This is a genomic window from Pseudomonas sp. (genome assembly GCF_030684895.1).
GTDB lineage: Bacteria > Pseudomonadota > Gammaproteobacteria > Pseudomonadales > Pseudomonadaceae > Aquipseudomonas.
In genome coordinates, this window is the sequence record NZ_JAUXXP010000024.1 from 12,108 (window position 1) to 26,323 (window position 14,216).

The 14,216-nt window shown below is 60.6% G+C and carries 11 protein-coding genes and 1 pseudogene; 2 read left to right on the top strand and 10 right to left on the bottom strand.

Annotated elements, in window-relative coordinates; translation table 11 throughout:
- Nucleotides 1-15: 15 nt before the first annotated feature.
- Nucleotides 16-1,071 (top strand): methyl-accepting chemotaxis protein, encoded by a 1,056-nt coding sequence (locus Q8M42_RS20900; protein WP_370692690.1) that lies wholly within the window; start codon nt 16-18, stop codon nt 1,069-1,071.
- A 420-nt stretch (nt 1,072-1,491) separates the two neighbouring features.
- Nucleotides 1,492-2,886: a pectin acetylesterase-family hydrolase gene (locus tag Q8M42_RS04800; RefSeq protein WP_304864948.1), complete on the top strand. Its 1,395-nt coding sequence runs from the start codon at nt 1,492-1,494 to the stop codon at nt 2,884-2,886.
- 37 nt (nt 2,887-2,923) lie between these two features.
- Here Q8M42_RS04800 and Q8M42_RS04805 read toward each other — a convergent pair whose 3' ends face one another.
- From Q8M42_RS04805 to Q8M42_RS04850, 10 genes and pseudogenes are all read right to left on the bottom strand, one after another.
- The gene (locus Q8M42_RS04805) at nt 2,924-3,562 is read right to left on the bottom strand and encodes a hypothetical protein (RefSeq protein WP_304864946.1); all 639 of its coding nucleotides are present in this window, start codon (nt 3,560-3,562) and stop codon (nt 2,924-2,926) included.
- Between the two features lie 59 nt (nt 3,563-3,621).
- Nucleotides 3,622-4,110, bottom strand: a complete 489-nt coding sequence (locus Q8M42_RS04810) for a DUF4442 domain-containing protein (RefSeq protein ID WP_304864944.1) — start codon at nt 4,108-4,110, stop codon at nt 3,622-3,624.
- A gap of 91 nt (nt 4,111-4,201) precedes the next feature.
- The gene (locus Q8M42_RS04815) at nt 4,202-6,202 is read right to left on the bottom strand and encodes a PhoX family phosphatase (protein WP_304864943.1); all 2,001 of its coding nucleotides are present in this window, start codon (nt 6,200-6,202) and stop codon (nt 4,202-4,204) included.
- Between the two features lie 195 nt (nt 6,203-6,397).
- Entirely contained in the window at nt 6,398-7,993 is a 1,596-nt protein-coding gene (locus tag Q8M42_RS04820) for an isocitrate lyase (protein WP_305283567.1), read from the bottom strand.
- Nucleotides 7,994-8,637: 644 nt separating this feature from the next.
- A pseudogene (locus Q8M42_RS04825) lies at nt 8,638-9,447 on the bottom strand (secretin N-terminal domain-containing protein).
- A complete protein-coding gene (locus tag Q8M42_RS04830; RefSeq protein ID WP_304866792.1) occupies nt 9,444-10,085 on the bottom strand; it encodes a histone acetyltransferase HPA2 in 642 nt (213 codons plus the stop codon). Before Q8M42_RS04830 ends, Q8M42_RS04825 begins: the two are co-directional and overlap by 4 nt.
- Nucleotides 10,086-10,093: 8 nt before the next feature.
- Nucleotides 10,094-10,519, bottom strand: a complete 426-nt coding sequence (locus tag Q8M42_RS04835) for a GNAT family N-acetyltransferase (protein WP_090253657.1) — start codon at nt 10,517-10,519, stop codon at nt 10,094-10,096.
- Nucleotides 10,512-11,678 (bottom strand): cupin domain-containing protein, encoded by a 1,167-nt coding sequence (locus Q8M42_RS04840; protein WP_304866798.1) that lies wholly within the window; start codon nt 11,676-11,678, stop codon nt 10,512-10,514. The genes Q8M42_RS04835 and Q8M42_RS04840 overlap by 8 nt, the downstream gene beginning before the upstream one ends.
- 78 nt (nt 11,679-11,756) lie before the next feature.
- The gene (gene purB, locus Q8M42_RS04845) at nt 11,757-13,127 is read right to left on the bottom strand and encodes an adenylosuccinate lyase (protein ID WP_304866800.1); all 1,371 of its coding nucleotides are present in this window, start codon (nt 13,125-13,127) and stop codon (nt 11,757-11,759) included.
- Nucleotides 13,128-13,355: 228 nt separating this feature from the next.
- Entirely contained in the window at nt 13,356-14,216 is an 861-nt protein-coding gene (locus tag Q8M42_RS04850; protein ID WP_304867146.1) for a DMT family transporter, read from the bottom strand.

The following is a 14,216-nucleotide window of genomic DNA, read 5'->3' on the forward strand; positions in this document are numbered from 1 at the left end:
ATCATCACCAGCATCATGGTGGTGGCTGCCGTGCTGCTAATGATCTTTGGCGTCGCCGGTGTGGTGCTGAGCAACACCTTCCTGCGTCCGCTGCAGCAGATCAAGGACAACCTCGATGACATCGCCGCCGGTGAAGGCGACCTGACTCGCCGCCTGCCGATCGATGGCGACGATGAGCTTGGCCAGCTGGCGGGTTCGTTCAACCGCTTTGTCGAAAAGATCCACGGCCTGGTACGGCAGATCGTTGACATGACCGGCCAGCTGACCGAGCTGGTCGGCCAGGTATCAGCGCAGGCGCAGCGTTCGGAAGAGGCCATGGAGCGTCAGCGCCATGAGACCGATCAGGTTGCCACTGCCATCAATGAAATGTCCGCCGCCGCCCATGAAGTCGCGCAAAGCGCCCAGGGCGCTGCAGAAGCGGCGCAGAAGACCGACACCGAAGGCCAGGCGGCGAAAAAAGTCGTCGATGGCAGTATCGAGCGCATCCACACCCTGGTGCAGGACATCCGTGACAGCGGCGTGTCTCTCGACACGCTGCAGAAAGACGTGTCGTCGATTGTCAGTGTGCTCGATGTGATTCGCTCCATCGCCGAGCAGACCAACCTGCTGGCCCTCAACGCCGCCATCGAGGCCGCACGAGCCGGGGAGGCGGGGCGCGGCTTTGCCGTGGTCGCCGATGAGGTGCGGGCGCTGGCCAGCCGCACGCAGCAGAGCACCCAGGAAATTCAGGGCATGATCGATCGCCTGCAGAAGGGTACGCAGGATGCGGTGACCGCAATGCGCCGCTCCAGTGATGCTGGTGATGTCACCAGCGAGCAGGCCAACCGCGCTGGTACCTCGCTGGATGCCATCGCGCAACTGATCGGCACCATCAACGCAATGAACGCGCAGATCGCCAGCGCCGCCGAAGAGCAAACTGCAGTGGCCGAAGAGATCAACCGCAGCGTGCACAAGATTGCCGTGGCGGTGGACAGCGTGGCCGACGAAACCCAGCAGGGCGCACAGACCGCGCGCAACCTGGCCGGGCTGGGTGAGCGGCTGGGCGCGCTGGTGCGTCAGTTCCGCATCTAGCACCTGAGGCAATCACATAGAAAGGGAAGCCATGCTTCCCTTTTTATTTTTCTCCGTAGGAGTGGGCCATGCCCGCGACAATCGTTTCGCGGGCATGGCTAGGCGCCCCCGCCGCTCCGACAGGTCAACGGCGTGCCGGCAGATAACTGCAGCAGCTTAAAACCCGCCGCGCTATATCCAATAAGTATGTTGCCCTGTGGTTAGTGGGACTTTCTTGGACTAACGTGCACGAATCGCCCGGCTGGCTTGAACCTTGAGCAGCGGCGACACGTTTGGGTACGCGCAGTTACTGCTGCTTCGGCGCGGTGTATGAGCAGTCTCCAGTGGGTGATGGGCTGATTTCGGGTGACAGCTGGAGGGGATTCGTACAACGGCTCGGGTATGTGGACCCATCGATAACAACAAGATGAGGGACTCACCATGTCTGTAGCGATAACACTTCGGCGCTGTGCTGCGCCGCTGATGATTGCGGCCCTGGCCATGCCAGTGCAGGCCGAGCAGGGCGATTACAACTTCTGGGAAACCCTGGGCAACCTGGTGGTGGCACCTGCGGCCGATAACAAGGTCACTCCGGCGCAACGCCTCGGCCCGTACCCGCTGCTGGCCAATCCGGGCGGCTTTAACAGCGGCTTCAAACCGGCCAATTACTACGCCTGGCAAACCGTGCAGATGGCCCCGCAAACCGGCGCCGTGTGCGGCAACGGCTCGCCGTACAAGTTCTTCGTCAACCGCGTCCCCAATACCCGCAACACCATCATCTACCTGGAGGGCGGCGGGGCCTGTTGGGACTACGCCAGTTGCACCGGCCAGAGTGGTATTCGCGGTGCACGCAATCCCAACGGTATTCCCAATGACTACATGAGCCTGCTCAATCCGGGCGCCAGCCTGGTCAGTCCGTTTGTGGTGCGCCTGCACCCCTGGACGCGGGTAAAAACCCAGAACTGGAACATGGTCTATGTGCCGTATTGCACCGGCGACATCTACTCAGGTGACAAGGTGGCGGTCTATCAAGACCCGCAAAGCCAGCAGGCGCCGCTGATCTGGCACCACAATGGCCTGCGCAACATGCGCGCGGTAGTGGGCTGGCTGAAAGACAACCTGCCGCGCCCCACCCAGATGCTGACCACCGGTTGCAGTGCCGGCGGTGCCGGCAGCCTGACCAACTACGCACCAACTCGGCAGGACATCGCGCCGACACGCAGCTTCCTGATCAATGATTCCGGCCCAGTCTTCTCAGCCATCAGTGGTGGGGGTAACGAGGCCTATCCGTCATTGCCGCTGCAGGGTTTTATCCGCACTGCCTGGGGCCTGGATGCTGGTCCGTTGCCCTACCTGCAGTCGCGTTTGCCGGGGCTGAACCTGAATAACCTGGGCAGCATCTACCCGGCGTTGTCGAGCAACCTGGCGGCTGATCGCATGGGCCATACGCACTTCTGGAAGGACCTGAATTACTCGTCCTATTCCTATGAGCGCTTCTACCCGGAAATCATCAATGCCCCCAATAAGGCCGCCAAGGAGGCGCTGATCCACGCTAAATGGAATGTGGACACCGGCCGGCTGCGTAACGAGTTGGCCAACCTGCCGAATGTCGGCGGTTACTTTCCGCAGTACCGCGCGGTCAATGAAAGCCACTGCACCAGCATCATCGAGTTTGCCAACGCGGATATTCAGGAGCAAAACCTGCAGCTGGATGACTTCGTCAACAACGTGATGAATGGCAGCGGCCCGGTACTCGATGCCTCCGAGCAGAGCGACACCGCTGACCGCAACAAACCCTTCAACCTGCTGTACTACGCGCTCGACCAACTGCTGTAACACTGCCACCCGACCTGAGCAGCCTGCTCAGGTCGGGTTATTGATAGTGCTGTTCGCGCGCCTGCTGCAGGCGTTGGCGCAGGTACTCATCACGGCTCAGTCCATCGGGGAAGCTGTCCATGCTCAGGACTTCCTCAACGATGCGCTTCTCATCGGTCTTGTAACGGCGAAACTCGGCGCTCGGTGTCGCGGCCTTGGCTTCGCGCTCGGCGCTAATCGCCTTGTAGCGGGCGACCAATGCGGCGGCCTGATCTTTCTGCGCTTGTTCATCGCCAGTGGTGAGCTGAATCAGACCCAGCTGCAGTAACAGCGACTCACTCATGGCCAGTTCACTGCGTTGCTCGTAAGTTTCGATCTGCTCACGCAAGGCCTGCGCCTGGCTTTCACGTTGCGCGGGAGGCAGCTCGGCGGCGCCGCTGACAAAGTCACGGTAGGCCTGATGGAACGCCAGGCGTTGCTCCTGGTTTTTGACCGCAGGGTTTTGCAACAGCTCTTGCAGCTGCGCCTCGGTGGGCATCGGCGTTGCGGGGTTATCACCCGTAAACACGCTTGCAGTGTTATCGGCCGGACCGGTCAGCGCGGCCAACGGTGGCCCGCTGTGCAAGCGCCAGTAAAGCGTGCCGAGCACGGCAATCAACACCAGCCCAGCACCCACTAGAAGAGGTTTTCCCTGCACCGGCTATCTCCTGAATGACGCCGCACCGTGCGGCGTTTTCAGCTTAGCCCAGTCTGTACTCAGCGCTTCTTACTGACCCAAGCCCACAGCATTTCGCACTGGATCGGCTGGATGCCGGCGTCATCGGTCACCGTCACGGCAACCAGTACTTCGCCTTTTTCCTGGGTGTGAATGGCCTGAATCTGCTCGGGTGTCAGGCTCGCCACGGCGCGCAGGCTGCCAGTGGCGCGCTTGAGGTAGTCGACCTTGAGGCTTTTGATCAGCGGCAGTTTGTCATCCGGCACGTTCATGCCGACCAGAAAACCGGTGGCCGATTCAGCCAGCAACGCCATGGCGGCGGCATGCACGCCCTTGATGTGGTTTTGCACCTTGCGCTTGTTGGCGATGCTCATCACCGCCTGCTGCTGGGTCAGCGTATGCACGCGCACCTTGGCGGTGCCGGCGAACTTCACCTGGGAGCCAAACAGCAGCGACAGCGCCGGGCTTTGCAGGGCGTTGGGCAGTTGCTGGATTTTGCCGACGATACGGCTCAAGCGGTTGCTGGACATGCTGATGCTCTTTGCGCAGAGGGAAGAGCATGAGTCTGTCACAGCGAAATGTGACCGGCCAGGGCTGACCGGTCACGCTATTGCCCGTCGGTTAGAGCAGCCGACGGCCGTCATCTCGGGTAATGATCACGGTGGCCGAGCGCGGACGCTGAGCGGGGCCATCGGGCCAGGTGCTGAGCAGGTTAGTCGCCGTGGAGCCTTCTCCCGGGTGCTGGATATTGACGAACAGGGTGCGGAAGTCCGGGGTCGCGGTGATGCCGGTCACTTCGGCGCCAATGGGGCTCACCAGAAACCGTTTCAACTCACCGGTGCGCGGCTCGGCAACCAGCATCTGGTTATTGCCGAACGGGCCGCTGCTCAATTGGCTGCCGCTCATGTCGGTCTGAATCCACAGCCGGCCTTCTTCGTCGAACCACAGCCCGTCTGGGCTGGCCAGGCGGTTATCGGCCGTCAGCGGTTGGCCATTCGGGCCGATGCTATCGGTCTCCGGCCCAGCCAGCATAAACAGGCTCCAGGCAAACTGGCGGCCGGCGTAATCCTTGCTCAGCTCACGCCAGCGGATGATGTGGCCGAACGCGTTGGCTGGACGCGGGTTGGCAGCATCAGTGCTGGTCCGGGCACTGTTGTTGGTCAGGGTGAAGTACACCTCGCCGTTGTCCGGATTGACCGCACCCCATTCCGGCCGGTCCATCTTGGTCGCGCCGACCACGTCAGCGGCCAGACGGGTATTGATCAACACTTCGCCTTGGTCAGCAAAGCTCACGCCAGCGGCCTTGCAGGCTTTTTGGAACTTCTTGTCGCTGATATCCAGCGCCAGCCATTCACCCTTGCCGCTGCTATCAAAGCGCGCGACATACAGCGTGCCTTCGTCGAGCAGCCGGCCATTGCTGCGCCCTGGCCGGTATTTGTCGCGGCTGACGTATTTGTAGATGTACTCGTTCTGCGAATCGTCGCCGGAGTAGCACACCACCGGACGGCCGGATTTTACCGGGGCGAACACCAGGCCTTCGTGGGCGAAGCGGCCGAGGGCCGTACGCTTGACCGGGACGGACTCCGGTGCGAACGGGTCGATTTCGACGATCCAGCCAAAGTGATTGGGCTCGTTGCGATAGTCCGCGCTGGCAGTGGTGGTGGTACGCGTGGCATCGAAACGCTCGAACTCATCACCCTTGAGATGATCCCAGCCATAGCGGCTGCTGCTGCGCAGGCCATAGCGGCTCAGCTCGCGCGGCAGGTCGCTATCGCGGCTGGCAAAGTAGCCGGCCCAGTTCTCTTCGCAGGTCAGGTAGGTACCCCATGGCGTGAAACCGTGGGAGCAATTGTTCAGGGTGCCGCGAGTGGCCGTGCCTTTCGGGCTATAGCGGGTTTTCAACAACACATGACCGCGCGCCGGACCGCTGATCTGCATGGGGGTGGCACCGGTAATCCGGCGGTTTCTGGCGCTCGGCAATACCGCCCACTCGCCATTCAGGCCGCGGCGAACTTCCACCACAGAAACGCCGTGGGCGTTGATTTCCTTGCGCACTTCTTCGGCGCTGCTGCGTTTACCGGCCACCAGCGTCGGACCGTTGGGGTGCAGCAGCGGCGCGTCGATGTATTCGTGGTTGAGCACCAGCAAGCCGTGATCGCTTTTCTTGCCGCCGCGCTGCGCGTCAATCGGGAAGAAATGCATGCCGTCATGGTGCATGCCCAGTTGCTCGGCCTGATCCTGAGCGCTGTTGCTGCCATCGCTCAGGTACGCCGGGTAGTTGCCGGTTATCGGCGTGCCCCAGGGGATAAAGGGCGTGGCGCGGTAACCGCTCGGTACGCTGATGCTGTCTAAACGATTGGTCGCAATGGCCGTGAAGGGCAGTTTACTACGCGGTTTAAAACGTAGTTTTTCCAGGCCTTTGGCAGCGGGCTCTGCTGCAACCGCGGCGCCGGGCAGGGCGCTGCCGAGAAACGCCAGGGTACCGAGCGCGGCACCGGCGGCCAGCACTTGCCGACGGCCGACGCCGTCGATTATCTGAGTGATATGTGGGTTCTCGGACGCATTGCTGGGCAATTCATCGCCATTGCCGAACAGCACTGAGTTGTCATTATCGTGGCTCATGCAGGTTCCTTGGATTAATCGACGGGTGCCTGACGCTATCCAATGAAATTGACGTAAACATGACAGCGCTTGTGCGAAAGCGCACAAAAGCAGAAAAAGGGGCAAGTTCTGGACAAAAAAAAATCCCAGCATTTCTGCTGGGATTTTCTTAACACCCTCAACCTTGATCGTGGCCTCGGTTGAGTGAGCCGGTTCTTAGCTGAACTGGTTCATGGTGTTGTCTTTACCGCCGGCTTTCAGGGCCGCTTCACCAGCGAAGTACTCTTTGTGAGCATCGCCGATGTCGGAACCGGACATGTTCTGGTGCTTAACGCAGGCGATACCTTGACGGATCTCCTGACGCTGAACGCCTTTCACGTAGGCCAGCATGCCTTGCTCTGCGAAGTAACCTTTGGCCAGGTTGTCGGTGGACAGCGCGGCGGTGTGGTAGGTCGGCAGAGTGATCAGGTGGTGGAAGATACCAGCCTGAGCGGAACCATCACGCTGGAAGGTACGGATCTTCTCGTCAGCAACCTGAGCCAGCTCGGTTTCGTCGTAGTCGACGCTCATCAGCTTGGTGCGGTCGTAGGCGGAAACGTCCTTGCCTTCGGCAACCATGGCGTCGAACACCTGCTGACGGAAGTTCAGGGTCCAGTTGAACGATGGGCTGTTGTTGTAAACCAGCTTGGCGTTCGGGATGGTTTTACGGATTTCGTTAACCATTTCTGCGATCTGGCCGACGTGTGGCTTCTCGGTTTCGATCCACAGCATGTCAGCGCCGTTCTGCAGCGAGGTGATGCTGTCCAGTACGCAGCGCGCTTCACCGGTGCCAGCACGGAACTGGAACAGGTTGGACGGCAGACGCTTAGGACGCAGCAGCTTGCCTTCGCGGTTCAGAACCACGTCGCCGTTCTTCAGGTCGGCTGGAGACACTTCTTCGCAATCGAGGAAGGAGTTGTACTGGTCGCCCAGGTCGCCCGGCTCGTTGGTAACAGCGATTTGCTTGGTCAGGCCAGCACCCAGGGAGTCGGTACGCGCAACGATCACGCCGTTGTCGATGCCCAGCTCGAGGAATGCGTAGCGAACAGCGTTGATCTTGGCCAGGAAGTCGGCGTGAGGAACGGTCACTTTACCGTCCTGGTGGCCGCACTGCTTCTCGTCGGAAACCTGGTTTTCGATCTGGATGCAGCAAGCACCCGCTTCGATCATCTTCTTGGCCAACAAGTAGGTGGCTTCAGGGTTCCCGAAACCAGCGTCGATGTCGGCGATGATTGGCACTACGTGAGTTTCGTAGTTGTCGATCTGGTTCTGCAGGTCAGCCGCTTTGGCGTTGTCGCCAGCAGCGCGGGCAGCGTCCAGCGCGGTGAACAGCAGGTCCAGCTCACGGGCATCAGCCTGGCGCAGGAAGGTGTAGAGCTCTTCGATCAGGCCGGAAACCGAGGTTTTCTCGTGCATGGACTGATCCGGCAGCGGACCGAAATCCGAACGCAGAGCAGCAACCATCCAGCCCGACAGGTAGAGGTAGCGCTTGTTGGTGGTCTTCAGGTGCTTCTTGATCGAAATCAGCTTCTGCTGACCGATGAAACCATGCCAGCAGCCCAGGGACTGGGTGTAGACGGAGGAGTCAGCATCGTACTCAGCCATGTCTTTGCGCATGATGTCGGCAGTGTACTGAGCGATTTCCAGACCGGTTTTGAAGCGGTTCTGGGCGCGCATGCGGGCCACGGACTCAGGGTCGATAGCGCTCCAGCTGCTGCCTGCGGCGGCTTTAAGGGCGGCAACGGCTTTGATGTCGTTTTGATAAGCTGACATGGTCAATCCTTCAAAGTATGTGTTTGGTTGAGCACCGACTTCCCCACTGAACACCAATGCTTTAACAGCAATGTTGCTGGTGGTTGTTGTAGCCAACTGCAGAACGCCGAGACATCGACTTGAGACGGAATTGATCCGGGAGGAGGGTGACGAGCTAAACAGTTCGCGGGCTTCAGCTGTTGCAAATGAGCGGGTCATTTGGCGTTTACCGGCAAAGATGCCGTTGGACGACTCAACGTGCTGTGCTTGCTGCGCGCTGTTGCTAAACGCTTCCCCGTCCCTCAGGACAACTTCGTTCCAGTCGCAATCTCATCGAACGGCCTTGTGGGCTTTACAACGCAAATCGGCTCGGACGGTAAGTTGGAGCGCGATTCGGAGGGCCTTTCAGCGCCTCTGATTAGCGGGAGCGGGGCCATCATGCCTCTGCCAAAAGTGTTCGTCAATTATTTTGTAGTGCTTTTTGCATGACTACTACATAAATCCAGAAGCGACCGACAAGTCAGCTTTTGCCGCGCTATCCGGCGGTTTGCGGGGCTGGGCTGAGGCTTTGCGGTATTTGCTTTGCGGCGGCGACGTAGATCAGCCGATGAGCGGTTATCGGCACTGGGCCAGGGCGGCCCAGTGCGAGGGAGGGGCGGTGGGGTTTAATTCACTACATCGACTTTGACGCGCATGCTCATGTCTTCACGGCCCTGGGTCGAGCGGTGCTGCAGAAAGTCGCCTTGCTCGCCCTGGCTTTGCTCGCTGACGCCACCAATGCTGATCCATTCGCCCAGCCGCCCGCTGACCCGCGTATCGGTGCTTTGCACATCGATGGCGCCGGGTTGCGACTGGCTGAGACGATCACGATTGCTGCTGATATTGATATGCACCCGCTCACCGCTAAGGCTGGCGGTGACGTAGAAACCGCGGGTGACGTTGCGGTATTGCGTGTTGCTATAGGGCTGGCCATAGGCATCACGCCCGCGCGTGGTAAGCGGTACGCTCTGGCCGACCTGAATCAGCGCCGGGTAGCCCTCGGTGGCCTGCACCTGCTGGGTGCCACCGCTGCGGCTGTCGGTACTGCGGCGGATAATACGCACCTGGTCGCGGCCATTGATTTCGCCCTGACCGATCAGCACCTAGGCATCGCCCGCGCTGATAGTGCCATCTGCACGGTAGCCGCGGTCAGACTGAAAGCCCGACTCATTGGTGTCGACGCTGATCAGCAGGCGCCGTGGCTCGGTGTCGAGTTGCTGCAGCAGGGCGCGCACCTCGGCAATCTTCGCCGGTTCGGCATTGACGATCAGCTGGTTGCCATAGGCGTTGACCTTGCCCTCATGGCCGAGCACCGATTGCACCACGCTGAGCACTTCATCAGCCGTGCGGAAATTCAGCGGAATCACTTCGGTAGCGGCGCTGAGGGACAGGCTACAACTAAACAGCGCGGCGGCGAGCAGGGCGCGAACCTTCATAGCAGAAAACTCCGTAAATCAGCGTCGGTGATGCTGGTATCCCAGGCTTGATCAAACTGCGCGCGGCGCTGGCGATTGCGGCCGGGGTCTTGGTACAGGGCATAGCCGCTGGCCTGGCCAACTTCCGGCAAGAGCAGCAAGCCGCGATCATCGGCCAGCAGAAACGCCAGCGCCTCATTAGGGTAGTCCGGGTGCAGCTTGCGGATCTGCAGGTTGGAGGACAGCCGGCGCGAAAGGCTGAGCAGGCGGTGGCCTTCCTTGACTGCCCGGCTGGGGTCGCGCAGCAGAATACGCAGTTGATTGCGCGGGCTGGCCAGGAGAAAACGCGTACAGGCGTCTTGCACGCTGCTGTGGTGGTAGAGCCAGGGCTCCAGGTCGTGACTGTAGATGCACAGGCTGCGTTGCGCTTGCTGCAACAGCGCCAGTGCATGGGCGCGGGCCTGTTCGGGCTGGCTGAAGCGTTCCAGCGTTGCATGCGCGCCGAGGATAAACGGCGCTGGCTCCGCCCGTGGGCTGTCCGGGCTGGGGCTGCCCGGGTTGTGCACAGCAAAACGCCCCGGTGACTGAAACTCGATGGCGGGAAGCTCTATGGGCTCCAGCGGCTCGGCAGGGTCACTCGGGGCGTTTTCGTCGTTCATCTTGGCCTCTAGGCGCTATGACGCACCATGTCCACGTGGGGGATGCCGGCGTCGAGGTATTCCCCGCTGACGATGGCAAACCCGAGCTTTTCATAGAAGGCAGTGGCGTGCACCTGGGCGCTGAGCATTTGTTGCGTCAGGCCGCGCTTTTCCGCTTCGGCGATCACCGCCTGAATCAGCGCTACACCCACGTTCAGACCGCGCCAGTCCTTGAGTACCGAGACCCGGCCGATATGCCCGTCGGGCAACAGGCGTGCGGTACCTATCGGGTAGTCGCCTTCGAGGGCGAGAAAATGCACGGCATCGGCGTCTTCGGCATCCCATTCGAGCTCTGGCGGCACCGCTTGTTCCGCGATAAACACGGTTTCGCGAATGCGCCGCAGGTCAGCGTTGTCCTTCTGCCAGTCGGCCAGACGAACCTGTATCTCACTCATCAGCAAACTCCAGGCTGCCTTGTTTGACCAGTTCAACCAACAGGTTACGCCCTTCGTCATCGGCGAGCCACGCGCCGAGGTTTTCGATATGCAGGGCATCGGCCGCGCAGACCAGTTTCAGCAGCTCACGCAGATTGGCCGAGAGCAGACGGCTCTGGCCGCTGGCGAACAGCACCAGGTCGTCGCCAACTTCCGACCAGGCCATGCGGGCGCTGGGGTTGCGGACCAGGATCGCGCCATTTTCCAGGCCGGCGAGGAAACCTTCTTCGTCGATCTCGATGCCGGCAATCAGCTCTGGATACTTGGGTTCGGTCATAAACTGGCCGAACCAAGTCATCAGCAGCCGCTCATCGCTCATGTGTTCGGTGAGCAGGGCCTTGAGGCGATCCAGGGCGTCACGCTGGATCTGCGTCGGGTCGCTGGTCGGCTGCGCGTCAGCGTCGCTGTAGCGCTCTTCATCAGGCAGGAACTGGCCGAGAAAATCGGTGAAATGGGTGAGAACTTCAGCGGCGCTTGGCGCACGGAAGCCTACGGAATACGTCATACAGTCATCCTCAGCGGTACCACAGTGGGCCAGAAGCGGCGGCAGGTAGAGCATGTCGCCGGGTTCCAGAACCCATTCTTCAGTTTTAACGAATTCAGCAAGGATCTTCAGATCCGCGTGTTGCAGCGTCGGGCTGTCGGAATCGCAAATCTGACCGACCTGCCAGCGGCGCTTGCCGTACCCCTGCAGGAGGAACACATCGTAGTTGTCGAAGTGCGGGCCCACGCCGCCACCCGGCACGGCGAAGCTGACCATCACGTCATCGATGCGCCACTTGGGCAGAAATTTGAACGCTTCCAGCAGTTCAGCCACTTCCGGAACAAACTGGTCGACCGCCTGCACCAGCAGGGTCCAGTCGCGCTCGGGCAGCTCGGCAAAGGCGTCTTCGGCAAACGGGCCGCGGCGCAGCTCCCAGGGGCGCTCGCCGTGCTCGATGACCAGACGCGATTCAATTTCTTCTTCCAGCGCCAGGCCGGCCAGCTCGTCGGGGGAAATAGGGCTCTCAAAACCGGGGATGGCCTGGCGTACCAGCAGGGGTTTCTTCTGCCAGTAGTCACGCATGAACTCGCGAGCAGTAAGGCCACCCAACAGTTGCAGCGGAGTATCAGGATTCATCGCTAAGCCCTTGAAGTCAGTAAATACCCATAAATAAAAACGCCCGGCGCAGCCGGGCGTCTGGGAGGCTGTTGCCGGTTAGATGCGCTTGGCCTGGGCGACCGCGTTGCCGATATAGCTGGCAGGGGTCAGGAGCTTGAGCTCGGCTTTGGCTTCTGCTGGCATGTCCAGGCCGTCGATAAAGGTTTGCAGCGCTTCGGGGCTGATGCCCTTGCCGCGAGTCAGTTCCTTGAGCTTCTCGTAGGGGTTCTCGATGGCGTAACGGCGCATTACGGTCTGGATCGGCTCAGCGAGGACTTCCCAGCAAGCATCCAGATCATCAGCAATGCGTTGAGCATTGAGCTCTAACTTACTGATTCCCTTGAGGCTGGCTTCGTAAGCGATAACGCTGTGAGCAAAACCGACACCGAGGTTACGCAGCACGGTGGAGTCGGTCAGGTCGCGCTGCCAGCGCGAGATCGGCAGCTTGCTGGCCAGGTGCTGGAACAGCGCGTTGGCGATACCCAGGTTGCCTTCGGAGTTCTCGAAGTCGATCGGGTTGACCTTGTGCGGCATGGTCGATGAGCCGATTTCGCCAGCGATGGTGCGCTGCTTGAAGTAGCCCAGGGAGATATAGCCCCAGATATCACGGTCGAAGTCGATCAGGATGGTATTGAAGCGGGCGATGGCATCGAACAGCTCGGCGATGTAGTCGTGCGGCTCAATCTGCGTGGTGTAGGGGTTGAACTGCAGGCCCAGGTCACGTTCGATGAACTGACGCGCGTTGGCTTCCCAGTCGATCTGCGGGTAAGCCGAGAGGTGGGCGTTGTAGTTGCCTACGGCGCCGTTGATCTTGCCCAGCAGTGGCACAGCGGCAACCTGAGCGATCTGCCGCTCCAGGCGGTAGACCACGTTGGCCAGTTCCTTGCCCAGGGTGGTCGGCGATGCTGGCTGACCGTGGGTGCGCGAGAGCATTGGCACATCGGCGAATTTGATCGCCAACTCGCGAATCGCTTCGGCCGTCTGACGCATCAGTGGCAGCAGCACGTCGTCACGACCAGCGCGCAGCATCAGGGCGTGGGACAGGTTGTTGATGTCTTCGCTAGTGCAGGCGAAGTGAATAAATTCGCTGACCTTGTCCAGCTCAGGCAGCTTGGCCGCTTGTTCCTTGAGCAGGTACTCCACGGCTTTAACGTCGTGGTTGGTGGTGCGCTCGATTTCTTTGACGCGCTCGGCATGCTCGACGGCGAAGTTGTCTGCCAGCTCATTGAGCACGGCGTTGGCTTCGGCGGAGAAGGGCGCGACTTCGGCAACGCCTTCGTGGGCGGCCAGGCGCTGCAACCAGCGCACCTCAACCAGTACGCGGAAACGGATCAGGCCGTATTCGCTGAAAATTGGGCGCAGGGCGCTGGTTTTGCCGGCATAGCGGCCATCAACGGGGGAAACCGCGGTGAGCGAGGAAAGCTGCATAGGGGCGTTCTCGGGCAGTCGGGCCAAGAGACTATCTAGTATCTGCTGCGCGTCGGCCCTGCTGCGTTGAAAACAGACTCGGAATGCTCATGTACAAACGTACACTCCGCTTCCTCGCCTGTTTTCGCCTTGCATGACTCTAGCTCGCGAGATACTAGACAGCCTCTGTTGAAAAGGGCGCGTATCATACATGAAATCGGCCGCTGAATCGCGATTGGCTGCGACCGTTCAGCCGCGTTTGCTTCGAGCAATCGATAGCAGGCTGGCGCTGAAAATCAGCGCCGCACCGATCAACGAGGTCAGGTCCGGGGTTTCACCCCAGCGCAGCCAGGCGATCAGCCCGGCAAATACAATCGCCAGGTAGGCAAAGGGGCCGATCAGCCCCGGCGATGCCAGGCTGTAGGCTTTGGACATGACGATCTGGCTGGCGGTGGCCAGCAGGCCGATCACCAGCAGCAACCCAAGATCATGCTGGGTCATCGGCTGCCAGGCCCAGGTCAGTGGGATGGCTGAGAGCAGGGCGCTGAACAGGGAGAAATAGAACACGATGCGATGCGCAGGCTCGGTGTCGCTCATCTCGCGAATCGATACAAAGGCAAACGCGGCCAGCACGCTGGCGGCCAGGCCGATCAATGCATGACTGTCGAGCAGCGCAGCCGACGGCTTGGCCACCAGCAGTACGCCAATCAGGCCCACCACGGTGGTCAGCAGCATGCGCTTGCTCAGCGGCTCCTTGAGCCACCACCAGGCAATCAGCGGAGTAAACAGCGGCGCTGAATAGGTGAACAGCATGGCGTCGGCCAGCGGCAGGTGGGCAATGGCGTAGAAGAAGCAGTACATCGCCGCCAGGCCGTAGGTGGTGCGCCACAGATGGGATTTCAACCGCGTGGTTTTCAGCGGGCGCAGGCCTTTGAACAAAATCAGCGGCAGAAAGAACAGCACGCCGACCAGGTTGCGCAAGAACACCACGGACTCGTTGTTGACGCTGACCGACACCTCGCGAATACCAACGCCCATCAGGGAAAACAGCAAGGCCGACAGCGCAAGCAGGGCGGCACCCTGAACGGGTTTGACCGAGCGGGTGCCCAT